The sequence below is a fragment of the Paenibacillus sp. J22P218 genome, from assembly GCF_056269195.1.
In genome coordinates this window covers 554,448-578,267 of the sequence record NZ_JBWDNL010000004.1, presented here as the reverse complement: position 1 = coordinate 578,267, position 23,820 = coordinate 554,448, and the positions used below count along the sequence as shown (strand labels likewise).

At 48.7% G+C, this 23,820-nt stretch carries 21 protein-coding genes; 14 read left to right on the top strand and 7 right to left on the bottom strand.

Annotation, left to right across the window (positions count from 1 at the left end):
- Positions 1-547: 547 nt before the first annotated feature.
- Positions 548-2,080, top strand: coding sequence for a lytic polysaccharide monooxygenase (locus AC0YN0_RS20675; protein ID WP_475822941.1), 1,533 nt, complete (start codon positions 548-550; stop codon positions 2,078-2,080).
- A gap of 103 nt (positions 2,081-2,183) precedes the next feature.
- Here AC0YN0_RS20675 and AC0YN0_RS20670 read toward each other — a convergent pair whose 3' ends face one another.
- The 5 genes from AC0YN0_RS20670 to AC0YN0_RS20650 all read right to left on the bottom strand — a co-directional run bounded on the left by AC0YN0_RS20670 (position 2,184) and on the right by AC0YN0_RS20650 (position 9,334).
- Positions 2,184-3,755 (bottom strand): response regulator transcription factor, encoded by a 1,572-nt coding sequence (locus AC0YN0_RS20670; RefSeq protein ID WP_475822940.1) that lies wholly within the window; start codon positions 3,753-3,755, stop codon positions 2,184-2,186.
- Between the two features lie 3 nt (positions 3,756-3,758).
- Positions 3,759-5,597 carry a sensor histidine kinase gene (locus AC0YN0_RS20665; RefSeq protein WP_475822939.1) on the bottom strand — a complete coding sequence of 613 codons (1,839 nt, stop codon included), beginning with the start codon at positions 5,595-5,597 and terminating at the stop codon, positions 3,759-3,761.
- A 114-nt stretch (positions 5,598-5,711) separates the two neighbouring features.
- Positions 5,712-7,373, bottom strand: a complete 1,662-nt coding sequence (locus AC0YN0_RS20660; RefSeq protein ID WP_475822938.1) for an extracellular solute-binding protein — start codon at positions 7,371-7,373, stop codon at positions 5,712-5,714.
- Between the two features lie 161 nt (positions 7,374-7,534).
- Positions 7,535-8,419 carry a carbohydrate ABC transporter permease gene (locus AC0YN0_RS20655; RefSeq protein WP_442048551.1) on the bottom strand — a complete coding sequence of 295 codons (885 nt, stop codon included), beginning with the start codon at positions 8,417-8,419 and terminating at the stop codon, positions 7,535-7,537.
- An 18-nt stretch (positions 8,420-8,437) separates the two neighbouring features.
- The gene (locus tag AC0YN0_RS20650; protein WP_442048552.1) at positions 8,438-9,334 is read right to left on the bottom strand and encodes an ABC transporter permease; all 897 of its coding nucleotides are present in this window, start codon (positions 9,332-9,334) and stop codon (positions 8,438-8,440) included.
- 150 nt (positions 9,335-9,484) lie between these two features.
- Here AC0YN0_RS20650 and AC0YN0_RS20645 point away from each other — a divergent pair, with 150 nt between their 5' ends.
- On the top strand, positions 9,485-10,231 hold the full coding sequence (locus tag AC0YN0_RS20645) for a glycoside hydrolase family 16 protein (RefSeq protein ID WP_475822937.1): 747 nt from the start codon (positions 9,485-9,487) through the stop codon (positions 10,229-10,231).
- Between the two features lie 68 nt (positions 10,232-10,299).
- On the opposite strand, the gene AC0YN0_RS20640 is transcribed toward AC0YN0_RS20645, so the two are convergent.
- A complete protein-coding gene (locus tag AC0YN0_RS20640; RefSeq protein ID WP_475822936.1) occupies positions 10,300-10,878 on the bottom strand; it encodes a TetR/AcrR family transcriptional regulator in 579 nt (192 codons plus the stop codon).
- Positions 10,879-11,057: 179 nt separating this feature from the next.
- Between AC0YN0_RS20640 and AC0YN0_RS20635 the strand changes: the two genes are divergently transcribed.
- From AC0YN0_RS20635 to AC0YN0_RS20595, 9 genes are all read left to right on the top strand, one after another.
- On the top strand, positions 11,058-11,876 hold the full coding sequence (locus tag AC0YN0_RS20635; RefSeq protein ID WP_475822935.1) for an SDR family NAD(P)-dependent oxidoreductase: 819 nt from the start codon (positions 11,058-11,060) through the stop codon (positions 11,874-11,876).
- A gap of 181 nt (positions 11,877-12,057) precedes the next feature.
- Positions 12,058-13,239, top strand: a complete 1,182-nt coding sequence (locus AC0YN0_RS20630; RefSeq protein ID WP_475822934.1) for a serine hydrolase domain-containing protein — start codon at positions 12,058-12,060, stop codon at positions 13,237-13,239.
- A gap of 32 nt (positions 13,240-13,271) precedes the next feature.
- Positions 13,272-13,811, top strand: coding sequence for a LytTR family DNA-binding domain-containing protein (locus AC0YN0_RS20625; protein ID WP_475822933.1), 540 nt, complete (start codon positions 13,272-13,274; stop codon positions 13,809-13,811).
- A gap of 10 nt (positions 13,812-13,821) precedes the next feature.
- Positions 13,822-14,253 (top strand): hypothetical protein, encoded by a 432-nt coding sequence (locus AC0YN0_RS20620; RefSeq protein ID WP_475822932.1) that lies wholly within the window; start codon positions 13,822-13,824, stop codon positions 14,251-14,253.
- A gap of 130 nt (positions 14,254-14,383) precedes the next feature.
- Positions 14,384-14,881 (top strand): DinB family protein, encoded by a 498-nt coding sequence (locus AC0YN0_RS20615; protein ID WP_475822931.1) that lies wholly within the window; start codon positions 14,384-14,386, stop codon positions 14,879-14,881.
- Positions 14,882-14,958: 77 nt separating this feature from the next.
- The gene (locus tag AC0YN0_RS20610) at positions 14,959-15,954 is read left to right on the top strand and encodes a helix-turn-helix transcriptional regulator (protein ID WP_475822930.1); all 996 of its coding nucleotides are present in this window, start codon (positions 14,959-14,961) and stop codon (positions 15,952-15,954) included.
- Between the two features lie 9 nt (positions 15,955-15,963).
- Positions 15,964-16,272: a putative quinol monooxygenase gene (locus tag AC0YN0_RS20605; protein WP_475822929.1), complete on the top strand. Its 309-nt coding sequence runs from the start codon at positions 15,964-15,966 to the stop codon at positions 16,270-16,272.
- A gap of 116 nt (positions 16,273-16,388) precedes the next feature.
- Complete coding sequence (locus AC0YN0_RS20600) at positions 16,389-18,320, top strand: AraC family transcriptional regulator (protein ID WP_475822928.1); 1,932 nt, start codon at positions 16,389-16,391, stop codon at positions 18,318-18,320.
- Positions 18,321-18,428: 108 nt separating this feature from the next.
- Positions 18,429-19,559 (top strand): SGNH/GDSL hydrolase family protein, encoded by a 1,131-nt coding sequence (locus tag AC0YN0_RS20595; RefSeq protein WP_475822927.1) that lies wholly within the window; start codon positions 18,429-18,431, stop codon positions 19,557-19,559.
- A 7-nt stretch (positions 19,560-19,566) separates the two neighbouring features.
- Here the strand turns inward: AC0YN0_RS20595 and AC0YN0_RS20590 are convergent, their stop codons facing one another.
- Positions 19,567-20,427, bottom strand: coding sequence for an AraC family transcriptional regulator (locus tag AC0YN0_RS20590; RefSeq protein ID WP_475822926.1), 861 nt, complete (start codon positions 20,425-20,427; stop codon positions 19,567-19,569).
- Positions 20,428-20,543: 116 nt separating this feature from the next.
- Between AC0YN0_RS20590 and AC0YN0_RS20585 the strand changes: the two genes are divergently transcribed.
- From AC0YN0_RS20585 to AC0YN0_RS20575, 3 genes are all read left to right on the top strand, one after another.
- The gene (locus AC0YN0_RS20585; RefSeq protein ID WP_475822925.1) at positions 20,544-21,860 is read left to right on the top strand and encodes an alpha-L-fucosidase; all 1,317 of its coding nucleotides are present in this window, start codon (positions 20,544-20,546) and stop codon (positions 21,858-21,860) included.
- 290 nt (positions 21,861-22,150) lie between these two features.
- Positions 22,151-23,347 carry an Alp7A family actin-like protein gene (locus tag AC0YN0_RS20580; protein ID WP_475822924.1) on the top strand — a complete coding sequence of 399 codons (1,197 nt, stop codon included), beginning with the start codon at positions 22,151-22,153 and terminating at the stop codon, positions 23,345-23,347.
- Positions 23,344-23,718 carry a hypothetical protein gene (locus AC0YN0_RS20575; RefSeq protein WP_475822923.1) on the top strand — a complete coding sequence of 125 codons (375 nt, stop codon included), beginning with the start codon at positions 23,344-23,346 and terminating at the stop codon, positions 23,716-23,718. The genes AC0YN0_RS20580 and AC0YN0_RS20575 overlap by 4 nt, the downstream gene beginning before the upstream one ends.
- Positions 23,719-23,820: the final 102 nt, after the last annotated feature.

Below are 23,820 nucleotides of genomic sequence, written 5' to 3'. Positions count from 1 at the left end.
ACCTTTATTCTATCGAATTGAACAATCCTATGAATAGGTACATTTGTTTTTGTTATGACCCAATTTTTTGGCTTTTGCCTATGATCATGATACCGGCATGTGCCGATATTAATCACTTGCTCAATTTTGCCATATTCGAGTTTTGAAATTCGGTAAATAATGTAACTGCTATTTAGCTATTAAGCTGGGACTGAAGTAATCTGCGAAGGGGCTTTGTCGGGGATGAAGGGCGGACCATGGATGCAGGAGACAGCAAAGATAGGAAAATGGACATATATGCTTCTCGTGCTTTCGGATAATATCGGCGTATCTCACAGCAGGACTAAATACAGGAAACATTCTCTTTATCATTATAATTATGGTTATTGTTGGTTGAAAAATAAATGAAACATGGTTCTATGATCATGCTTTTTGCATCTCGGTTCTGCTCATGCCAGATTATAACAATAAATACACCTCCCCGTGGGTCTTTGGAAACTGGCTACGTATTCGGCGTTTGGTTAAGATTGGAAACGTCAGCATTATACAAAATACGAGGTGAGTCGACATGGTATTAACGCAACAATCGGTTTGGGGAAAACGGACGTTAGGTACTCGCTCATTAAAGCTAATGGTTATATTCGGATTTATGGTAGTCGGATTGGCCTGCATGCTTGCTTTCGCAGGCAAAGCATCGGCACACGGTTATATCGAATCGCCGGCTAGTCGAACGCTGCTGTGCAATCAAGGAACGAACAAGGACTGCGGAGAGATTCAATACGAACCGCAAAGCGCAGAGGGCAAAGGGGATTTTCCGGTATCGGGGCCAGCGGACGGTCAGATTGCGGGAGCGGGTAAATATACGGAACTGGATGCCCAGTCGTCCGACCGTTGGAAGAAGGTTGACATGAAGGGTGGAGAAAACTCGTTCACCTGGAAGCTAACGGCCAATCACGTGACGGAAGGTTGGAACTATTACATAACGAAAGTTGGCTGGGACCCTAATAAGCCGCTTAGCCGCGACCAATTGGAATCGAAGCCATTCTGCACTGTGGATGGCGGCAACAAGCAGCCTGCCATGTCCGTTACGCATAAATGCAATGTGCCGACAGACCGGACGGGATATTACATTATTCTAGGGGTTTGGGAGATCGGGGACACGAACAACGCCTTTTATCAGGCAGTCGATGTGAATTTGACACAAGGCGGCGGAACGACGACACCGGATCCGGGACCAACGGTGTTGCCGAACTTCCCGGCAAGCGTCTGGTGCTCCGGCCATACGGAGAGCAGCATAACGATGTCATGGACATCTTCGACTGCTTCATCGGGTATTAAGGATTATGAAGTTAGCCGGGACGGCAAGGTACTCGGCACAACGACAAAAACCGAGTATACGGACAGCGGCTTGCCTGCCAATGCCAACTATTCGTATACGGTGGTAGCGGTGGATAACGTGGGCAATCGTTCAGCGGCTAGCGTTCCTGTATCGGCAAGCACTCTGCCACCGGTCATTCCGGTGCCGGATACGCAAGCGCCATCGCGGCCGTCGGGATTGGCAGCCAGCAACGTAACCGAATCGGCAGCAACGCTAACATGGGCGGCTGCCACGGACAATATTGGTGTGACCAAATACGAGGTATATCGCGACGGCAAGCTGATTACCACTACAGCTTCCAGATCTTATGCGGATAGCGGGCTAAAAGCTTCCACGGCTTACTCTTATACCGTTGCTGCGCTCGATGCGGCTAATAACCGCTCCGCGGTTAGCGCCGCGCTGGCGGTTACAACGAAGGCTGGGACGGTTACTCCTGCACCGGGAACAACCGCTGCATGGGATAACGCGAAAACGTATTTAGCTGGCGACAAAGTCGTGTATAACGGAATTGAATATACAGCCGGTTGGTGGACGAAGGGCGAACAACCGGATAATTCCGATGTGTGGAAGGCGGCTTCCACAGACGCCGTTCCGACTTGGAACAGCGCAAAGGCCTACAATGGCGGTGATAAAGTCGTGTATGAAGGGCATACGTACAAAGCGAAATGGTGGACAAAAGGCGAAATTCCGGGCAAAGCCGGAGTGTGGACGCTAATCGCATAATATAAGCAAAGCAAACGCCATCCCTAGTCGGGATGGAGCAGCTCATCTTAGAAACCCAGCGTTCCTAACGCATGGGTTTCTTCTTATTTTCGGATTAAACGATTTAACGCGCCCAGTCCTGATAGCTTCTTTCTCTTTCCGCCTTCTGGCGCATCAGCTGCCGGTACTCCGTTGGCTGCATGTTCATCACTTCGCGAAATGCGCGCGTAAAGCTTTTGTAGTTCTCATACCCGACCATAGTAGCCACTTCGACAATTTTATGCTCGGTTTCGGCGAGGAGCCGTCGCGCTTTATCCAGGCGCACATCGCGCAGGTATTCGGCAAAGCCTTTGCCGATATTTTTTTTGAACAGGTTCGAGAAATAAGCGTAATTCAGCGATACGTGGTTGGATACCATCGCGAGGTCAAGCGGCTTATGATAACTCTCGTGTATATAGCGGATCGCTTCGTTTAAGTCCTGCGAGTTGCGGTAGCTGCACTTGTATTCGTAATAAAACTGGTTCAACCGAAGCAGTTGCTGTTGAAGCGCCTGAATATAATCGCGAATGCCTGGGTAGTCGAACAGATTACGCAGGCATTCCATATCCAGCGCCTCCTCCCCCATGTAGGGGCGAATGACCCGCTCGTATTCCTCCAGCATCTGAACGACGGCTCGACATAGCTGCTGCGTGTAGCGGATGTGATAGCGTTGCAGCACATCTTTGTGAAAAAGCATGGAAACACCCTGTGTGATCATGCCGCTATTTTTGTCGCCGATTAATTGGAACAGCGCATAAAGCTCTTCATAGGGGAGCTGCCACTGCTGCTCCAGCCGTTCAATGTGTACTTTCTGAATGCAGCGTTTATCGGGAAACAGATAGCTGTGGCGATATAGCTCCAGCACTTGCGTATAGCTGCCGGGAAGCTCCTTTAATCCATGCTGTGTTTCGGTCATAGCTACAACGGCATCAATCTGTCCTGCCTTAAGCGCGGCGGACAAGGCTCCCGTATCTACGGCTGCATTAACCGCGAGGATGAGGTACGGGCGATGCTGCAGGCATATACACCCTAAGCCGCCATACACGCGATAGGCAATGGATTCCATGCTATGGGCACTGCTGGCCCCCGGTTGGTTAATCCACTTCTCCTCCCGAAGCAGGCATAGACGGTAGTTGTTCCAAAGCTCAGGATTTTGCTGTTCGGTTTGAAGCACCCATGCTTCGTCGCTGGCCGCGCCTTGCATAAACATAACGAGCTCTTTGCGGTCCGTTTCCTGAGCGCGGCGTGAGATATGCTCCATATTCAACGAAAGCGTCTGCCGTGTTTGTATCTCTTGCCATACATGCTCGATCGAAGCTTGCAGATCCTCCCGTTTCACAGGCTTAAGCAGATAACCCTTGGCTCCAAGTCCAATAGCTTTCTGGGCGTAGGCAAAATCGCTGTAGCCGCTAATAATCAGGAAATCCGCCTTGATGTGTTGCTGTTTGGTCTGCGCCATGAGCGCCAGTCCATCCATATCCGGCATCATAATATCAGTAATGACAAGCTGAATGCTGTGTTGACGCAATAGTTCCAGCGCCTCGATTCCGTTCGCTGCACAGTAAAGGTTGTCAAGCTGCAGAGGAAATTGGCTTAGCATGGCTTGCAGGCCGTCTCGTATATGCTTTTGATCATCCACAATCAAAATATTAATCATGCCCTACCACCCTCCAAGATTCACATTTTCCCAAGGCAAACGTATCGTTACGCAGGTATAGGCACCTTGCACGCTGTCAATCAAAAGACCGCACCCCTTGCCATAATGAAGCTGCAACCGCTTATGGACGTTTTCCAAGCCGAGCCCGTTCTTGCTGGCAACGATCGGCGTGTCCGACCCGTCTTGCAGCGCAGCTTGCAGGCTGGATAGAATGTCTGGTTCGACACCTGCGCCGTCATCTCGGATTTCAATCAACAGCAAGCTGTCGTCCTCCACCGAAACGGTAATTTGAATGTTAAAAGCGCTTCCCGGAGGCGCGGCGTGACGAACGGCATTTTCGACGATCGGCTGCATGCACATTTTCGGAATGGCGTATCGAAGCACCTCCGGAGGCAGATCCGCAGTCAAAACAATACTGCCGCCCTCCATAAAGTTGATAAATCCAATATAGCTTTGGATGTTGGCCAGCTCCTCGCTAAGAGCGACGGTATCGCTGCGCCACTGCATGCTGTAGCGCAATTGCGAGCCTAACGATACGAGTGCGTCGGCGATGGCGGGCTGCCGCTGAACCTCCGCATGCATACGGATGGATTCCAGCGCGTTATACAAGAAGTGCGAATTAATTTGCGAATGCAGCGAGTGCAGCTGCGCGTTTTTGGCAATTAACTGCTTATCTACGACCTGCGTCATGAGCGTCTTGATCTCATCCAGCATGTTGTTATAGCTGACGGCTACTTCGTCGATCTCATCGCCCGTTTCATTGTCATCCAGACCAGTATGAATCTTCGCATCCAGTTGACCCTTGCGCACTTGGCGCATAGAGGTAATTACGCTGTCCAACCGGCGTAACATGCGCCGGGTCGTATGCGATACGAGCAGCATAATGAGCAGCAGCACGCACAAGGTAATCGCAACAACAAGCGCATACCAGCTGCGCGGACCTTTCATTAGCTCCTCATGGGAGGCGATATCCACCACATAAGCGTTGAGCGGCGCAATGTACCGGTAAAGCGCGTAGTAGGTATGGTCCCCGAAAGTAACTTTAACGGGGCTTTCCTGCTGCAGCACATCGAGCTGCCGATGGATATGGTCAATGATTTCGCCTAAGTCCTCGCCGGCGTTAAGAGCAAATTCATGATCGGGATTGTATACGTACCTGGAAGGGTTGGTTCCGTCCACGACGACGGAAAAGAAGTCTCCCCCGCTCTCGTCCAGCATATCGCCAAAAACCTCGTTATGCTGAGCGCGAACTTCCATGATGGTCGGAAATTGCTGCTGTTGACCTTGAAGGCGCACCAGCCGATAGTAGGACAACGTATGATCGCCATCCTTAAAAGCAAATAAGCGGTATGCCGCCCCCCCTTCTTCCCGGAGGGTCACCCAGTAGTCCTGCGGCCAAAACTTGTCATAATGATAAATTTCGGGCCATATTTCATGCACGTTCGGATTATCGACATAAAAGCTGAGCTCGCTGATCATCTCATAGCTTTGGATAATGTTATGCATCTGTTCGTATTCATTTTGCCTGAATTTCACAAGACGAAGGCCATCCCCGCGCATATTGGAGTGAATGAAATCGACGAATGCTTTTTGCGTCAGCGCAGTTGAGGAAGCGTTTTCAAGCATATCCATTCTGCTGCGCAGCTGATCGTTTAACCGTGAAACATGACTGCTTCCAGCGGTCATTGCGTCTTTGTACAGCTGGATTTCCTGCGTTCGTATAAATAAAAAAGATACCAAGATGGCAGGGATTGCAAACATTACGCTAAAGGCTAAAAACAGCTTTTGAGAGATGCGGGAATTGCGGTAAAGCTTTCTCATCTTGTTCAGCAGATCCTTCATTCAAAATGCCCTCCCCACCACTGTAATATACCATATATTACAAGGCGGCTGGTAGAAAACTAGGAATACCAGCCACCATGACGGTGGCTGGTAGCCATTCAGATAGACGTATTTTTATTCGGCCATTTTGGCTTTGCGAGCATCCAGCTCGGTCTGACGGTGTTCCACTACTTGGTCAAAACCGTAGCTTGTGCGGCGCTCAAGGAAGCTGTTGAAGACTTTGTCGAAGGCTGCTTCGTCTTTGGCAGTAATGAGCTCAGGCAGCGTTTCCTCCCAGTTCTGAGAGATGCGCGCCCACGCTACCGCGACATCGGAGTCGCCGAGCGGATCCAAGCCCTTGTAGATGCCGCTGTCGATATCGGCCTGCGCGTTAGCGAAGTCCTCCATTTGCTTGATAACGGGAGCTTTCTCCGGTCTCCATTGGTTGACGATGACCGGATTGCGCATCATCCAGTACGTATCGAGAATACCGTAATCCTTCTCCATCTTCGCAATGTCGGTTTCAAGCAATTGAACCATTTCCGGCTTCAACTTCGGATTGCCGCTTGCCGAGTCCCAAGTCTCGCCTTCTTTGCCGAGGAATAGATCCTTTTGGCCTTCCTCGCTCGCCAGGTAAGATAAGAAACGGATGGCGCGTTCAGGGTTTTTCGTCGATTTGCTGATCATCGTAACCATCCAGCCGTCCATGTTGCCCGGGAACAGCTTGGCGCTGTCGCCATTGGCGTTCTGAGGCCCATCGACTGCGATGTAATAAGAATCCGGGTTTGCGCTTGCCGCCAGCATCGGGTTGACGGCCGTCATGCCGGTCCACTCGCGAACCATCATGAAATAACGGGCATTGTTCGTTTTTTCCTCTACCTGCGTATCGGAATCAACCAGGAAATCAACATTAATGAGTCCGCGCTCGTAAGCCGTACGGAATGTTTTCAACCATGCGACATAATCGGGATCGGTCATGCGGTCGTATACTTTGCCGTCTTTCTCATGCGGTACGGCGAGCAGGTTTTGCAAATACTCGGTCATGCCGTAAGGGACATTCCCCTGTGCGAAGAAGGGACTAATCGGCTGGCCTTTATACTCGGAATACTTATCCTTTATGAGTTGAAGTGCATTCAGGAAGCCATCCGGCGTGCTCAAGTCCGGCTTGCCCATTTCCTCGTACAGATCTTTCCGTACCAAAAAGGTTTGGTTGGCAGCCGTCATGCCGGTTTCGTGCATGAGGTTAGGGCTGTAAGAATCGTTCGGCACACCATACGTATTGCCGTTTGGTTGACGATACCACTTTAGCGTACCGTCGCCCGCTACCTTGAAGAAGTAAGGATCATATTGCTCAGCCAATTCATTCAAGGCGTATACGTGATCGCCTTCCCACAGCTTCTTGACAGCGCTTTCCCATGAGCCCATCGAGATCAGGTCCGGCAGCTGACCGGAGGTCATCATCAGCGTAATCTGCTCGTTCGCTTCGCCGGAAGGCACTTCGATTTTCACGTTGACGCCTGTTTTCTCCGTTACATACTTGGAGGTCAAGCTTTCTCCCCAAGTGTGGCCATACCAGTTGGCGCCTACGAACCAAGTCAAATCGACAGGGCTGGTATCCAGCTGCCATGCGGGTACATTGGGATCCAGTGCGGCTTCGTCGGTCGCCGGTTGATTGGTGCTCGCGTTGTCCGCAGGCTGCGAGGTCGGCGTGTTTTCGTTATTCCCCCCGGAATTGGTACATGCGGCCATGATCAATGCCAAAATGATTGCCAGTGTTACGACCATCCCTTTTTTCATGCGTAATCAACCCTTTCTTTTCGATTGCTGTATTTGTTACCACATCGGAATGTTTAAGTTCTATAATGCGATTAAGCATATAGAAAATCATTCCGGTTGGCGATAAAACCTTCACTTAAACGTGGTCGCACATCCTCGAATTACTCCGATAGGAGGTTTTCTCACCCTTTGATCGCGCCGATCATTACGCCTTTGACGAGATAGCGCTGAATAAAGGGGTAGAACACGAGAATAGGGAGCGTCGCTACCATCATGGATGCGAACTTGATGGAGTTGCCGGGCAGCCTTGCGCCGAATTGGGCCATCGCTTGCTGCTGCATGAAAGACATGGAGTTCTCCGCAACAATCTTGTACAGAAGCGTTTGCAGCGGCAGCTGGTCCTGCGAGCGGATATAAATGACCCCTTGGTAATAATCGTTCCAATGATAGACGGCCGAGAAAAGCGCTATGGTCGCAATAACGGCCATGCTGTTAGGCAATACGATTCGGAACAGAACGCCGTAATCCGAAGCGCCGTCTACCTTCGCGGATTCTTCCAAGCTGTCTGGAATGGTGCGGAAGAAGCTCATAAATATAACCATATTGAAAAATGAATACATAGCAGGAATGATGAATACCCAAAAGCTATCATATAGGCCCAGCTTCGTCATGAGAAGAAACGTGGGAATCAGACCGCCGGAGAAGAGCATTGTAATTAAGGCAATCTTCATATACACCTTGCGGCCGATCAGGTTGGACTTGCTCAATCCATAAGCCACTATGGCGGTAAACAACACATGAACCGCTGTTCCAATGACTGTGCGCAGCGTCGTAATGTAGAAACCGTTCATCATGCTTTTATCATTAAACACGACACTGTAGCTGGCCAACGACATTTCCTTAGGGAACCAATTGACCGTGCCGAGCGTGGCTTGCTCCGGCGCGTTAAGCGAGTTGATGAATACAAACCACATCGGATACAGCGTCGTAAAGCAAATCGCCAGCATCAGCAACGTATTGATGACCTCGAACAGTCCGATTTGTCGCAACCTTCTTCGTCTATCCATGTATTTGTCCCCCTCCCTTTAGAAAATGCTGTCGCCGGTTAGTTTTTTGGATGTGTAATTGGCTAGCAACAATAGCCCCAGCGCAACGATAGAGCGGACAAACAGGACGGCTGTCGAGAAGGAATGACGTCCGGATACTAAACCCATGTTATAAATGTACAAGTCCAGGCTTTCCGCCATCTTCATGTTCATGTTGTTCTTAAGCATAAAGATTTGCTCAAAGTTGCTGCCGAGTATGCCGCTGACAGCGAGAATGAACAATATGGCGATGGTAGGGCGTATGCTCTGCACGGTAATATGCCACATGCGCTGCCAGCGGTTTGCTCCGTCCAGCTCCGCGGCTTCGTACAGTCCCGGGTCAATGCCGGCTATGGCAGCAATGTAGATAATGGCGCTCCAGCCGGTTTCTTTCAGCGTGTCGGAGAAATAGGTAATCCACCAGAAGTACTTCGGATCGCTATTGAACAGGATTTCCCGATCCTGCAATCCCAGTGCCAGCATAAGCTGGTTGATTACGCCGCCCTCGCCCAGCCAATTGAGCATGATGCCGCCAAATATCGTCCAGGCAATAAAATGCGGCAGATACGAAATGGTTTGTACGGTACGCTTAAACCGAATATTGCGTATCTCATTAAGCATCAGAGCAAATAGGATCGGGATCGGAAAGCCGAGCAGCAGCTTGATGGCGCTCATCCCGAGCGTATTGCGGATCGAGCGCCAAAAGCGATCATCCGTCATAAAATCCTCAAAATGTTTTAGCCCGACAAAGGGTGATTGAAGCATAGGCTTCGCGATGCTGAAGTCCATAAATGCAATAATGAGCCAAAACATCGGGATATAACAAAATATTACCATCCAGACAATGCCTGGAATGACCATGCTTTGCAATTGCCACTGCCGAAAAAACGTTTTCATTTCTCTTTTGCCTCCTTTCATTTCCATCGTAAGAAATTGGGCATAGGAAAAAAAGGCCACCATTTTTGACCCTATCCCATTATTTTAGATTTGTTTGACCGGGCGCTAAAATTCAGTATGCTGTGGTTAAATGGGAGGAGTGTGCAAAGGATGAACAAGTTAATATGGCACCAAGATTTTGCGAACGGCAATGCCGATTTAAGCGCATGGAATATTCGTCTCGGCAACGATCTGCTCGATAATGACGGCAATCCGATCATGCCGGGGTGGGGGAACGGGGAACAGCAGTTTTATACGAATCACGCTAGTAACCTATATATTGATGAATACGGCTTAAACCTGTGCGCGCGCCGAGAAGACATTGAGTCGGACGGGCGGTCATTTGCGTATACCTCGGCCCGGTTGGATACGAAGGATCATCTTTCCTACTGTTACGGCAAGCTGGTCGTGCGGGCGAAGCTGCCTGTCGGTCAAGGGCTATGGCCAGCTATTTGGCTGCTTCCGCAGCACCAGGCTTACGGCCCATGGCCTGCATCCGGGGAGATCGATATCATGGAAGCCAAAGGCCGTCTGCCCGGCCAAGTATCCGGAACGCTGCATTACGGGAAGGATTGGGATCATAAAGTCGTCGAGGAGTTCTCCTACCGGCTCGAGAATGGAACAATCAACGAATTCCGCGATTACGCGCTGGAATGGGATGCCGAGTCAATCCGGTGGCTGGTCGACGGACATTGCTACGCGGAGCGGCGACAGGAGCCGGGCGTTATGCCTTTCGACGAGCCTTTTTATGTGTTGCTCAACCTTGCCGTGGGCGGCTGGTATGACCAGGTGGCGGTGGATGAAGAAGCGCTGCCGGCGGTCATGACGATAGCGGGGATTTGGTTGTACGAAAGTTAAGACCTGGCGCTTTTTGTTGTCATAAAAAGATGGCCTTCTGGGGTTTCCGGAAGGTCATCTTTCATTTTTTATATATGAATTGCAGTCATAATCAACGGGAGAGCTTTGTCTACAAGTGCCTCGGGTGTTTCCTTTGATTTCTTACTGTGCCATTGCGAAATGATGCCGTACATCGACCAGCTTATTAGAGTTGCTCTAATCTCAACGCTTCTTAAATCCGGGTTCTGCGCTTGCTCCATGGAAATCAAACACTGGTATATAATTTCATAAAGCTGTTGTTTAGTCTTTTCTTCAATGGAAGCAGATAAGGTAAGCCGCCTATTCATACTTTTTCCTGTTTCGGTATGCCAATGGCAAAGCGCCAGCATCAGATGACGGACAATGAATGAAGGATCATCTCCGTTGTTCGGGGGAATCATTTCTTTAATTGTCTGACTAAACAAGCGATCGAGCGTATCATCTAGAAGCTCATATTTATCCTGAAAGTGTCCATAAAAAGTAGCCCGATTCACTTCTGCTCGAGCGGTGATGTCGTTAATCGTAATGTCTTGAAAATCCTTCTCGGATAGCAATTGCTTGAAGGCATCTTGCAAATATTTTCGGGTTTTCTTCACCCTTGGATCATTTTTATTTACATACTTATCCACCCAAAAGCAGCTCCCTAATTAAGAAATAGGATGAGAAAAACAACAATTGCTTGTTTCTGTTGCTTATACGAAAGATGTGAAGGATTGATGATTGCCTGACTGTTTCGTCTAAGAATAAGATAGACAACAACAGTTGTTTAGTCAATTCATGTCGTTTATAAGGGTGGGAGCAAGTTACAATGAAAAATATAATCATAGCAGGCGGCACAAGCGGAATGGGGAAAGGGTTGGCTATGCATTACCTCAGTAAGGGCAACCGTGTTACTGTAATTGGCAGCATGCCAACCAGAGGAAAGCAATTTCTCGAAGAAGCGGCACAGCTCGGAGCAGCTGATCATGCTTCTTTCATCCAAGCAGACTTGATGTCGGTGGATGAAAATAAGCGCGTCATAAATGAAATTAAGGACCGGTATGAAACGCTAGACGGACTGATTCTTACTGCGATAAGGCCATTTCCCAAGCGAGTGGTAACGTCAGATGGCTTCGAAGGCACATTCTCGCTTTATTATGTCAGCCGGTTCTTACTGAGCTACGGGTTGTCGGATCTGCTGGAAAAAGGCGAGAACCCTGTTATCGTAAGCCTTGGCGGTACCGGGATGACCAAAGGGGAGATCCACTGGAACGATCTGTCCTTGCAGAACGGTTTCGGGATGGTTAAATCGATGCTTCAGGGAGGTCGGGCGAATGATCTGCTTGGTGTCTCCTATGCGGACAATCACCAAAGCGGCAAGACACGATTTATTCTCAATCATCCCGGCTATACCGACAGTGGAACGAACTATGTGAAACAGCCATTGCGGGCTCTCATGAAAATAATGGCTAAGCTGTTCTCCCAGCCTGTAGAGAGAAGTATTCAGCCCATAATTAAGCTGATGGATAATCCGCCTTCACAACCGCTTATCGCCTGGGATCGAACGAAGCCCGTTGATTTGTCGTTAAAGTCCTTCGATTCGAAAAATGCGCAACAGTTGTTTGAGATGACCCGATATTTGCTTTAGGGAAGTGGAAAGCCATCTTGATCAAGGTACTTGGTTTATTATTCAGCTGCGACACAGGTTTAGACCACTAAAAAGCCGTCTTACCCTTCAATTACGACCGCTTAGAGTAAAAGCGTTTCTAAATCTTAACTCACCGATTAGATTAGTGTATGAAAAGTACATGAAGCGAAAGGTGGTCCATATGAAGATAGCCATTAGAGTATTGGTTAGTGTAGTCCTCTTGGTTGCAATTGGGTTTGGTGTATTAGCCATTATGAATAGGCCGATATCCAAAGAGGCCGTTAATGAAAAAATCGAGAAGCACTTAACGAAAGTACTGGAGAAAAACGACTCGTTATCCAGCGTATTATTGACCATTTCCTCCGGTCAAACGGGCTACTCGGAACAATTTGCCGTAGGCACGAAAAATCACGGCTCGGATCAGCCCGTTCAAGCCGATAGTCAGTATCATTCAGCGAGCGTCGGCAAAACGATGTTAGCTGCCGTCTATGGCATGCTGGTTGATGATGGGAAAATCAACTATGACGATAAAATCAGTACTTGGCTGGGTGATGACATCCTTAACGGATTATTTGTGATAGACGGCATAGATTACAGCAATCAGGTAACATTGAGACACATGCTGAGTCATACATCAGGCGTTGGCGATTATTTCGAAGGTCCGGTCAGAAGCGGGAAACCTATCTTGGAAATGATAAGATCTAATCCTGATCTTTCATTTGCTCCAATAGATTTGATTGCGTTCACTAGAGAAAACCAGGAGCCTGTCGGACAACCGGGACAACAATTTTATTATTCGGATACGGGCTATATTCTGCTTGGACTTATCTTGGAGACAATCGAGGGTAAACCTTATTCGGCCATTTTAGAAGAAACCCTATTTGAGCCTTTGGGCATGAATGATAGCTATTTAATGTTTTATCAGGAAGAGCCGGCTGATATACTTGGGATTTATTTGGATGATATTGACTTAAGCGAGAAGAACGCATTGTCGGTTGACTGGGCAGGCGGCGGTGTCGTAACCACTATGGATGATCTGTTAGTGTTCATGAAGGCTTTAGAAAATGGCGATTTACTGTCTGATGAAGCGTACGGACAGATGACTGACTTCAATCATCGTTATGAAAAGGGTATTTATTACGGTATGGGCATGATGTATTTCGACTTTAGCGAGTTATCATTTCTGCTAGGCACAATGACAGATGTGTATGGCGGTGTCGGAGCTACAGGAACGTATGTATTATACGACAAAGAAAAGGATACCTTTTTTATTGCTAATTTTGGCTCGCTTGATTTTGCGCAAAAAGGTATAGAAGAATTGGTAAAAATAAGAATGATTTATGATAGGATGATAGTTGAGTAAACAATTCAAAAGCTGTCATTAGGAGACACAGGATGGTTCAACTATTGTGTTCAAATAAAGTGTATGAAAAGTTGAAACAAGAGTTATCCAAATACCAAATTGACATTATCGAGGACAGTGATTTGGTGCTCGTTGAACAAGGATATGATATACCGAGCGGAAAGACTTGTGTTGTTTTCGATGCCATTGATTATATGGATGTTGTTAAACTATTGGTCTCCGGCATTCGAGAAGATATCCATTTGACGAATACTCTTACTGGCTTTAGTGAAAATAAATATGCGGTTATAGAACCACGGGATGTTTTATATGTAGAAGCGGGCGCTGATGGTCTGATGGCCTATACAAGGTCTAATCGTTACAGTATCAAGGAAACGTTGCAGTATTATGAGAACATGTGGGCAGTGAAAGGATTCATACGAATCAACAAATCACAGCTCATTAATTTGCTGCACGTCAAAGAAATTATCCCTTGGTTTAACTCCAGATACGTTCTTCGAATGGATAATAACGCAGAGCTGGAAGTATCGAAGATGTTCTCGAAAAAGCTTAGAAACACACTCAAAATATAGGAGAACCAAGATGGAGAAAATTAATTTAGAAAATATTATAAAGTCCTTTTTTCTTGGTCTCTTCATCGGCGGTATACTGCTGTTTTATGACCGTGCGGATGTGCTTTTCTATTATAAAGTTTTGGCGGTATTGGCTAGCGGAAGCATAGGTTTTATTATTGGTTTTATCACAGAGTGGGCGACCTCCATACTCCCCATTAGCATGGCGAAAGTCCGAACCTACTTCTTTATCAACAACTTGATTGCATTAATCGTTGCGACATTCATTATGGGATCCTTAATGATGATCACAAGTGATGAAGTAGAGAACAAGGCGCAGTTCATACCCGTATTGTTGACCGTTCTTGGCATTATATGTATAGCAAACCTATTTGACTATATGATGTATCGACGCGCTCAAACTAAATTAAAAACCTATAAGGCGTTGATTAAAGATAAATAAGCGATGCCCCCTGAACCGAAATGCGCTTCAACATTTGTTTTGTTAAGCAAAAAACCACTGACCGTAGCTGTCAGTGGTTTTTTTGTATGCTTGTAGTGCTCAGGCTAATAATGGAATGGAGGAAAAGAAAATGTTTATAAGAATTGAAGATTTTGCAGAGGAGTGGACTAGCGAGGCCGATTTGACAGCTAGCGTGCTGAATGTACTTACCGATGATTGTCTTGGACAGGAGGTTATTGAAGGTCGACGCACGCTCGGACAAATCGCCTGGCATCTGGTTCGTTCGCTGCACTTCATGACAACGTTGGGGCTGGAGTTCGATGCTCCCTCCGGAGGCGAAGAGGCTCCGGCTTCCGCTGCGCTTATAGCCTCGGAGTATCGGCGGATTAGCAAGGATCTGCTGCATGCGGTTCGAACGCAGTGGAATGACGAAACGTTACGCGAATCGGTTATGATTTACGAGGAAGCTTGGCCTAACGGAAGCTCCCTTCGTTATACGATCATGCACCAAGCGCATCATCGCGGACAAATGACCGTTCTCATGCGCCAGGCCGGTCTTCAATTGCCTGATGTCTACGGCCCGACTTACGATTCTTGGATCGAGAAAGGGATAGCTCCTTTAATCTAAATTCATTACAATGAAATTATTGGAAGAGACAGGTTATATCTTTGTATTAAAAAACGTCTTAGGGAGTGAAGAACGGCATGTCCAAAGCGGATAATATGCTGTCCATTCTATGGCTGCTTCGCTCGGGAAAGCGAGTGACGGCGCAACAGCTGGCGGACAATTTGGAGATTCATGTTCGCACCGTATACCGATGCATTGATTCACTATGCGCGAGCGGAGCCCCGATTATTGCCGACTCCGGCCCGAACGGAGGTTACCGGCTGCTGGGCGAATTTGTCGATTCCCCGCTGCTCTTCGATAACGAAGAGCAGAAGGCGCTCGTGCACGCGTCCATATTCGCCCGGGAAGCGGGTTATCCGTTCACGGACGCGCTAACCCGAGCGGTCGATAAGCTGAAGCGATACACCAATGAGGAGCAGCTCGAATGGATTAACAGGCATAGTGATGGGCTTGCCGTCATCCAGACACCTACGGACTCGAGAGAGCTTGAGTTGCTTCAACGGTTAGAGGAGGCTGCAGCCCGAGGAGAGTCCTTGAATATGGACTATGCCAAGGGACCTGAGCTTAGTCCCAGCAATCGAGTCATCGATTCCTATGGCATCGTGCATTGGAAAGGGTTATGGTATGTTGTTGGATTTTGCCGTCTACGTCAAGAGATCCGCAGCTTCCGCGTGGATCGGATCGTTCGTCTGGAAGCGACGGATACCCGCTTTGAACGTCCGGCCGTCTTTTCCGCGAGGGATTTCCTCTTGCGTTCTTTGCTCCCGGATTCGCTCGACGCCGAAACGCTAGTCATGGTAAGGCTACAGGGACACGAACACGCGCTTAACGAGTTATGCAAGCATTGGCTATTCGGGCATGCGCTAATTGAACGCAGACAGCCCGGCGAAGCCCTCTTTAAGCTAGGGGAGCTGTCGCTGAAGACATACGTGCCGTACTTTCTTCTTCCGTACGGGAGGTCTCTGGAGATACTTGAGCCGCAAATGTTAATCAATAGGATGGCGGATGTCAGCCTAGAGATGTTTAAGCACTACGAAGCGATGCAAATAAAAATAGAAGATAAGAAAGGATGAAGAAGTGAGATGAACAAGTTTACTTTGCTCGGAAAATTAACGGCTCACCCTGGGAAACGGGACGAACTCGTAGCATTATTGTTGAAAGCTTCGAGTAGCCTCGATCATATGGAGGGCTGCGAGCTCTATATTATCAATGAATCCGTAGATGATCCCGATGCGATCTGGGTCACTGAGCTGTGGCGCGACGCTGAAGCTCATGCCGACTCTCTCAAGAACGAAGAAGTGCTAGCCGTTATTCAACGCGCGCGGCCTTTAATCGCAGGTGTCGAGCCGGTTCGACTTCGTCCCGTGGGCGGTAAGGGATTAGGCGTATAACGGTCTGACGAATAGGTCTTGCTAAATGGATAGCCTTGCCTTTAACTGTTATAGTGATACAGAGAGCCTTACCGTAAGTAAGGCGAAATGCTAAGGGCAGAGCGGGGGGGCGTGGCATGAACATCGATGATTTGATTGCTCTATGGAATCATGTGAACTGCAAAGTCATAGATATTCGTCGTATCACGGTTAAAGCAGGCGAATCCATACGCTCCTATCATGTCCCCTCAAGTCTGTTTCTTATGTCGATTCGAGGGAATGCCACCGTTAATCTGGGAACGGAATTTCATCGCATGCAGCGCTTTACAGTGCTTCATGCAGGTAAAGGCGCTGTTCTCGACCTGGTCGCGGGCAGCGAGGGCCTGGATTACTATAGCGTTTATTATAAAGGCAGTATTCATCCGCCAGTACCAACAGAGCTCACCGCGCTATTCGAGCAGGGTCGCCTCTTTGATCATTCATACAGTATGATGCCGGACAATCCAATTGAACTGCACCGTACAATGAGCGAAATGCTAAAGGAATGGAACAAACAGCAGCCGCTTGTTCGTTTGCGCGTTCGAACTTTACTCTATCAGTTTGTTCATGAGCTGCTACATCAAATGAAGGCTCAAGGTTTAGGCTTGGTTAAGCGTGATCTGGCCGCCCAGATCGCCGCCATCATCCATAAACATTATGCGGATCCCATATCGCTGGATTCACTATCTGAAAGTCTGAACTACAGCGTTGCCCATTTATCTTCCTATTTCAAGGTCCGCACAGGACTTAGTCCGATTGACTATTTGATCAAGGTGCGCATCGATAAAGCTGCTTCACTGCTGCTTGAAACGGATGCTACGCTGAAGGAGATAGCAGTTGGCGTCGGCTATCAAGACCCGAGCTATTTGAGCAGACTGTTCAAAAAGCACAAAGGCGTGTCCCCCATACGCTATAGAGACGTGTATGCCGAGAAGAAGAAACTAGAAGATTGTCCTTCCATAACCATGGAATCCTCCATTGTCCTCCAAGAACCAGTTAACTATACTGATATTATTGATAATCATTATCAGTATAATGGTAACGGAGAGGAAGATTTATTCATGTTTAAACATTCAAGGGCTGCGCTGGCATCGGCATTGTTAAGTATCGTTCTATTGCTAAGCGCATGCGGCACGAATGGCAATTCGGAGACAGCAGCATCACAGCCGCCTAGTCCAAGCGATACGCCGGCCGCTTCAGAGCAGCCGCAGACCAAAGTCGTTAAAACGGTTAACGGTGATGTAGAAGTGCCCACTCAGCCCAAACGAATTGTGGCAGGAGAATATCTGGGCAGCTTGATTGCGCTTGGCATTACGCCTATCGGAACATCCGACCATCATATTAAAAATCCTTATTTCAATCAATATTTGAAAGACGTTGAGAATATAGGGGAAGGCAATGGCAACGTAGAGAAAATCTTGTCGCTTGAACCGGATTTGATTATTATGGATGATTTCTATCCGGAGCTGAATGAACAGATGGCGAAAATTGCCCCTACTGTCGTCATTCCGTACGCTTCTTTAAAAACGGTACACGAGGAGGTCGCTTATTTCGGCGAGCTGCTTGGCCAAGAAGACAAGGCGAAAGACTGGCTCGCCGAGTACGACAGCCGTATCGCAACTGCCAAGGAGAACGTATTAAAGGTTATTCCAGCAGAAAGTACGTTTTCGGTTATTGAAACAAGTGATAAAGACATCATGGCCGTTGGAACGGACTTCGGCAAGGGCGGTCAGCCGATATATAATGGATTCGGATTCAAGCCTCCCGCCGAAATCGCTGCCGAGATGGCCGACCCGGGCTGGGCTTCCATCTCTGCGGAAGTATTGCCGAAGTATGCGGGAGATTATATTATTCTGACCTCCGATTCCAAAACGTTGGATCAATTCAAGGCCGACCCGATCTGGGGCACGCTTCCTGCAGTCAAAAACGATCATGTTTTTTTATGGACAAGCGATCGTTCCAACTACTGGGATCCGATTGCTATTCTTAGTCAGACGGAAGAGCTGGCTGCCTGGCTAACAAGCCTCTAACAAGATAAAGACACCCGATCGGGTGTCTTTTCTTTTACATCGGAACTATTTACTCCGTGGTAAATCCTGTTAAACTAAGCGGAGAGAACAAATAGAAAGGAAAAATCAATGATGGAAAACACACAACTAAAGGTACACGCTCTATCGGATATCGATCATTTAAAGGTTCATGGCCGAACAACGGGAAATGTCGCTCCCTTAACGTTATTCTGGACGGGAAGCGGGATTGAACTAAATGCAACAGGCTCTGAGCTATGGATTGATGTCGAGGTTGACTATAATCATTACGAGCCTTGGATAAGCATCTTAATTAACGGTGTTCCCGTAAGCAGACAAATGTTAACCGCAGGAAGGTACTGGGTGTGCTTATTCAGAGGCATGAATGAAAGCGCTTCAAAGAATGTGCGCGTCGTTAAAGACGTGCAGGCGATGAGCGCAGATCCGGGCTGCTCGATGCAGATCCATGCCGTGAGGAGCGACGGCGAATTTTTGCCTGTCGAGAATAAGCCCTATAAGCTTGAGTTTATTGGAGACAGCATCACTTCAGGAGAAGGAGCTATTGGGGCGAAAGCGGAAAGCGACTGGATTCCGATGTGGTTCAGCGCAATCCACAATTACAGCACGGTTACCGCGGAAGCTTTAAACGCCGAATATCGAATCCTTTCTCAAAGCGGATGGGGCGTGCTGTCAAGTTGGGATAACAATCCGCGAGCGAATATCCCTGACTATTATGAACAGGTTTGCGGACTTCTTACCGGAGCAAAAAATGAAGCGCTGGGCGCATTTGAGAAAAATGATTTCGATGCTTGGCAGCCGGATGTCGTGGTCGTCAATCTAGGAACAAATGATGGCGGGGCTTTTCGTTCGCCGGAATGGCGGGACGAGTCTACGGGAGAAACGTTCAAACAGCGGCTAAACGAGGACGGCAGCTACATGGAAGAGGACATTATGGCCTTTGAACGGGCTGCCGAGCACTTCCTCGTTAAACTTAGAAAATATAATAATCATGCGCATATCGTTTGGGCATACGGGATGTTAGGCATACCAATGATGCCGGCAATCTGCCGCACTGTAGATTCCTACGTTAAGAAAACGGGAGACCGCAAGGTGTCGGTGTTCCAGCTTCCGATTATGACGGATGAAACGGTAGGTGCAAGAAACCACCCAGGCCTATTAGCCCATCAACATGCGGCCACAGCATTAACGGGGTATATCAAGACAATTTTGTCGGAAAGTTAGACGGTGGTCAGGTCGGTCTCCGGCCCTGCTCGGTCAGCCGCATGCGATACTCGGTTGGCGAGCAGCTCATTTCCTTTCGGAAAGCTTTGGCGAAATGATTCGTATCCGGAAAACCCACCTTCTCGGCCACCTCCTTGATGCTTAAGCGGGTTGTGCCGAGCAGTGTTCTGGCGTGCTGCATCCGTTTGCGGTTCAAATATTTCAGCGGTGATACGGCAAAATGTTTGTTGAAATAACGTACAAGATAATTCGGATGCAAATGGACATGCTTCGAGATTTGGTCCAGCGTCAACGCTTCGGATAGGTTGGCCTCGATGAACGCCTCGATTTGCCGGAGCCGTTCGATTTCATCACGGCGTCCCGGCACAATACGTAGCTGCGGATTTGACTCCAACAAGAAGAAGGCGATAATCTCCAGCAGCACCGCCTTCTCGCGAACGCGCGCCAGCCATCCGCTATCGCCATGGAGCGCTGCCAGTTCCCCGAACAAGGCAGACAGCTCGTCCCTCCGGTCCGGGGGCACCGTCAATAAATGAGGCACGTCCACCCATTGGAACAGATCGAGTCCGCCCATCGTCGCCGTGAAATGGCACCAATATTTTTTGTACGGCCGATCGCTCACCGCGGAATAAGACTGCCGGACATGCGCAGGCATATGGCATAATTGGCCGGCAACCGGGCTGTACGCTTGACCATCGATCTCGAGCCGGCCTTCTCCGTCACAGATGAAATAAAACTTGTTGTAGGACGGCACATAATCCAGCTCGCGCCATTGCGGCGTGCATTCCGTATAATACGCCTCGACCAGACTGACTTGCAGCTGCTGGAGCATCTCGCTGAGCAGCGCGAAATTGGATTGCTGCGGCATTCCGACACCTCGAAGTAGTTAATTTAATCCCCATACAAGCTAATCTATTGTCTATAGCTTATCACAAATCGTTGATAGACTAAGCTTATATTCGATGTATGGAGGCGCTAACCACTATGAGCCAATCTTTCATTCAGCAACGAACCGAGCGTACCGAATGGTTCCTTAAGGACCGCTTCGGCATGTTCATCCACTGGGGATTATACGCCATTCCCGCTCGCGGGGAGTGGGTTCGCAACGCCGAGCGCATTACCAACGAAGATTACCAGAAATATTTTGACGAATTCAATCCCGAACGATACGATCCGAAGGCTTGGGCCAAAGCAGCGAAGGCGGCGGGCATGAAATACGCGGTTCTGACGGCTAAGCATCATGACGGCTTCTGTCTGTTCGACAGCAAGCTCACCGATTACAAGTCGACCAACACGACCTGCGGCCGTGACCTGGTGAGGGAGTTCCTTGACGCTTTCCGCGAGGAAGGGCTGAAGGTAGGGTTGTACTATTCGCTGCTGGACTGGTATCATCCCGATTATCCGGCTTACGGCGATCGGATTCACCCGATGCGCGACAATGAAGCGTACAGGCGCGATCCTGCGCGGTTCGGCGTTTACCTCGACTATATGCACGGGCAAGTACGCGAGCTGCTGACCGATTACGGCAAGCTTGATATCATGTGGTTCGATTTCTCTTATGACGATATGAGGGGCGAGAAGTGGCGGGCGACCGATCTGATGGAAACGATTCGTTCCATCCAGCCGCATATCATTATCGATAACCGTCTGGATGCCAGCGGTGAAGAAGGCGGTTCGATCTATACGAACAATCCGAGCATCTACTCGGGCGATTTCGCTTCGCCGGAGCAGATTATTCCTCCGCAAGGCATTACGGACAATGAAGGAAACTCTATTCCTTGGGAAGCATGCATTACGCTGAACAACAACTGGGGCTACGGCGCGACCGATCTCACTTACAAGAGCGCCAAGACGGTCATCCGTAAGCTGACCGAATGCGTCAGCAAGAATGGCAATCTGCTGTTGAACGTTGGGCCTGACGCGAAGGGTGAAATTCCGCGGAAGTCGCTGGATGTGCTGGAGGAGGTCGGCGAATGGCTGCGCAAGAATGGCGACAGCATTTACGGCTGCGGCGAGGCCAGCCTGCCTAAGCCGGAGTGGGGACGGTATACGCGCAAAGGCAATAAGCTGTATGCGCATTTGCTTGAAGAAAGCGTGGGTCCCGTTAACCTGGCCGGTCTAGGAGACCGTGTGAAGAGCGCGAGGCTGCTGGCGGATGGCTCGGAGCTGTTTGTCACGCGCCCATGGAACGCCAGTCTTTATATGAATGACGCGTTCTTCAATTTCGCGCGGCCCGAGCATTACACGTATCCGCTCCCGGACGAGCGCAATACCGTAGTTGAGATTACGCTGAACGACTAACTTCAACGTAACGGAATGGAAGGGTTAAAGCTATAGTATAAGCCGTAAGCAGGACGCCGTTCGGAAGGCGTTAGCTTGCGGCTTTTTTGCAAAAATCTTAAAGGTTAAATGTCAAAGTCTAAACAGTAAAGTTTAAAAGGTAAAGTTTAAACTTTACTGTTTAAAGCCTAAATTTTATTCACGCCCGCGAATTGAAACCCTCTAAATGAAGATTTTCTAATATTACCCATAAAATCCACCTCGTCTACGAACTTATTATATATATCATAAGGTTGGGGGAGATCGATAGTATGGCGAAACCGGATAGTCTTACCACCACCATCGTATTAGCAATCGATAACGGAAGCAGTCACATTAAAGGTATTTATGACGACTTGAGCAATCAGTTTATTTTTCCCAATGTCGTAGCGCAGCCTTTCGGTGAACGATATTTATTAATGGATCAAGGAGATCCGCTTGATTTTCTAGACGTGCAGATCGTCTCTCCGGCAGTCCAGACAGACCAGTACCGCCATGTCTATGTCGGCAATTTGGCCATCGGCGATGGAGGGATTGTACATGAGATCATCGGGGATAAGGCGGTGCAGAAAAAAGCGCAGCGGCAGGAGACAATGGTGACCTTGTTGACGGCTGCGGCCTACGCAGTTGCGAGTAAGCATGAGGATGACATTAGGCGGGGCAAAAATCGAATCAAGGCCAAGGTCAACTTGGGTACAGGGTTGCCCATTCAAGAAATCGCGAAGTTTCGCGAGGAATATGCGGATAAAATTACGGCAGGCGTGCATAGTGTAACATTCATCACCACACCGATATTCAAGGGGGTAACGGTTGAGATGGAGATGATGCTGCCGAGCGACATTAGCATCGATGACGTATCCGGAGTTTATGATATGGAAGCTTCATCCAAGGCCCATCTATCGATGAAAGGGTTCGGCATAGCCGACGTCGGAGGAGTGGATATGGATATCGCTTTTTTCCGGCCGGGACTCGATCTCGATCAGCGCTATTCGACGGGTGCCAAGATTTATCTGAACAACGCGCTGGAAAATATCCGCAACGAGGTCAACGCGCAAGGGGAAGAACTGATTTCGAGCACGGCCGAACTGACCTTAATGCTGGTGAACAAAGAATATGCGATCTATGCGGAAGGCAAAGTGGCCTTTGATATGACGGAGCTTGTTAACCGACATATGCGTATTTTGGCGGAAAAGGTGTTAAAGTATGCTCGCAACGCTTGGAAGCATGCCCGGTACGCGAATGAATTTTGGTTTATCGGAGGGGGATCCGTCGTTCTGCAGCCATGGATCGAGAAGCTTAATGCAGAGTTGGGATTGCCGATTCGATTCGATCAATCGGAAGTTAGCCAGCTCCGCAACGTGCGAGGAACCTTCTTCCTGTTGTCTCATGCCCTGGGAGCGGGTGAGAGTGCTGCGGCTGCACGGGACGAAGCGGCGGCTGAAGATCAAAACGGGAGCGAGAAGGGTTGAAAAAAAGACGTTCGATGGTCATGGTGGCGCCTGGGAAGGATGTTACGTTATACATACCGACGGATACGCCGCCGGAGGTCATTCGCTATTTGAACCGCTTAAAGGCGGAAGGCATCTTCAGTCAGGGGATTATGGACATTCTAATCGGGCATATTCTCGGGCAACAAGAGGCAGCGGCAACGTCTGCAATCGAGGAAGCAGCTATACAATGGGATGATCTTCGGAACGAATCCATTGAGGAGTCCAATGAAATTCCGGAAACTGTTCATCGCGGCGACGTTGTGCAGGTCTTGCAAAAACCATTTAGCCCAGAGGACATTCTTAGGCAGGCAGCGCGAAATGCCGGTAAGCTGCTGCATGATCGGCAGTGAAACGGATGAGACAAGATAGAATGAAGCACCCGCTCGGGTGCTTTTTATTTTGCATGAGAACGGAAATAATGAAGGAAAAGCTAGTAGCCCTTTTCTTTTCCA

What these genes read in the sequence shown, in the direction of transcription:
- AC0YN0_RS20645 (WP_475822937.1), top strand. Translation starts at nt 9,485, where the DNA reads ATGAACAAGTTAATATGGCACCAAGATTTTGCGAACGGCAATGCCGAT.
- AC0YN0_RS20660 (WP_475822938.1), bottom strand. Translation starts at nt 7,373, where the DNA reads ATGAAAAAAGGGATGGTCGTAACACTGGCAATCATTTTGGCATTGATC.
- AC0YN0_RS20675 (WP_475822941.1), top strand. Translation starts at nt 548, where the DNA reads ATGGTATTAACGCAACAATCGGTTTGGGGAAAACGGACGTTAGGTACT.
- AC0YN0_RS20635 (WP_475822935.1), top strand. Translation starts at nt 11,058, where the DNA reads ATGAAAAATATAATCATAGCAGGCGGCACAAGCGGAATGGGGAAAGGG.
- AC0YN0_RS20665 (WP_475822939.1), bottom strand. Translation starts at nt 5,597, where the DNA reads ATGAAGGATCTGCTGAACAAGATGAGAAAGCTTTACCGCAATTCCCGC.
- AC0YN0_RS20650 (WP_442048552.1), bottom strand. Translation starts at nt 9,334, where the DNA reads ATGAAAACGTTTTTTCGGCAGTGGCAATTGCAAAGCATGGTCATTCCA.
- AC0YN0_RS20615 (WP_475822931.1), top strand. Translation starts at nt 14,384, where the DNA reads ATGTTTATAAGAATTGAAGATTTTGCAGAGGAGTGGACTAGCGAGGCC.
- AC0YN0_RS20605 (WP_475822929.1), top strand. Translation starts at nt 15,964, where the DNA reads ATGAACAAGTTTACTTTGCTCGGAAAATTAACGGCTCACCCTGGGAAA.
- AC0YN0_RS20585 (WP_475822925.1), top strand. Translation starts at nt 20,544, where the DNA reads ATGAGCCAATCTTTCATTCAGCAACGAACCGAGCGTACCGAATGGTTC.
- AC0YN0_RS20595 (WP_475822927.1), top strand. Translation starts at nt 18,429, where the DNA reads ATGATGGAAAACACACAACTAAAGGTACACGCTCTATCGGATATCGAT.
- AC0YN0_RS20600 (WP_475822928.1), top strand. Translation starts at nt 16,389, where the DNA reads ATGAACATCGATGATTTGATTGCTCTATGGAATCATGTGAACTGCAAA.
- AC0YN0_RS20580 (WP_475822924.1), top strand. Translation starts at nt 22,151, where the DNA reads ATGGCGAAACCGGATAGTCTTACCACCACCATCGTATTAGCAATCGAT.
- AC0YN0_RS20655 (WP_442048551.1), bottom strand. Translation starts at nt 8,419, where the DNA reads ATGGATAGACGAAGAAGGTTGCGACAAATCGGACTGTTCGAGGTCATC.
- AC0YN0_RS20610 (WP_475822930.1), top strand. Translation starts at nt 14,959, where the DNA reads ATGTCCAAAGCGGATAATATGCTGTCCATTCTATGGCTGCTTCGCTCG.
- AC0YN0_RS20590 (WP_475822926.1), bottom strand. Translation starts at nt 20,427, where the DNA reads ATGCCGCAGCAATCCAATTTCGCGCTGCTCAGCGAGATGCTCCAGCAG.
- AC0YN0_RS20630 (WP_475822934.1), top strand. Translation starts at nt 12,058, where the DNA reads ATGAAGATAGCCATTAGAGTATTGGTTAGTGTAGTCCTCTTGGTTGCA.
- AC0YN0_RS20670 (WP_475822940.1), bottom strand. Translation starts at nt 3,755, where the DNA reads ATGATTAATATTTTGATTGTGGATGATCAAAAGCATATACGAGACGGC.
- AC0YN0_RS20620 (WP_475822932.1), top strand. Translation starts at nt 13,822, where the DNA reads ATGGAGAAAATTAATTTAGAAAATATTATAAAGTCCTTTTTTCTTGGT.
- AC0YN0_RS20625 (WP_475822933.1), top strand. Translation starts at nt 13,272, where the DNA reads ATGGTTCAACTATTGTGTTCAAATAAAGTGTATGAAAAGTTGAAACAA.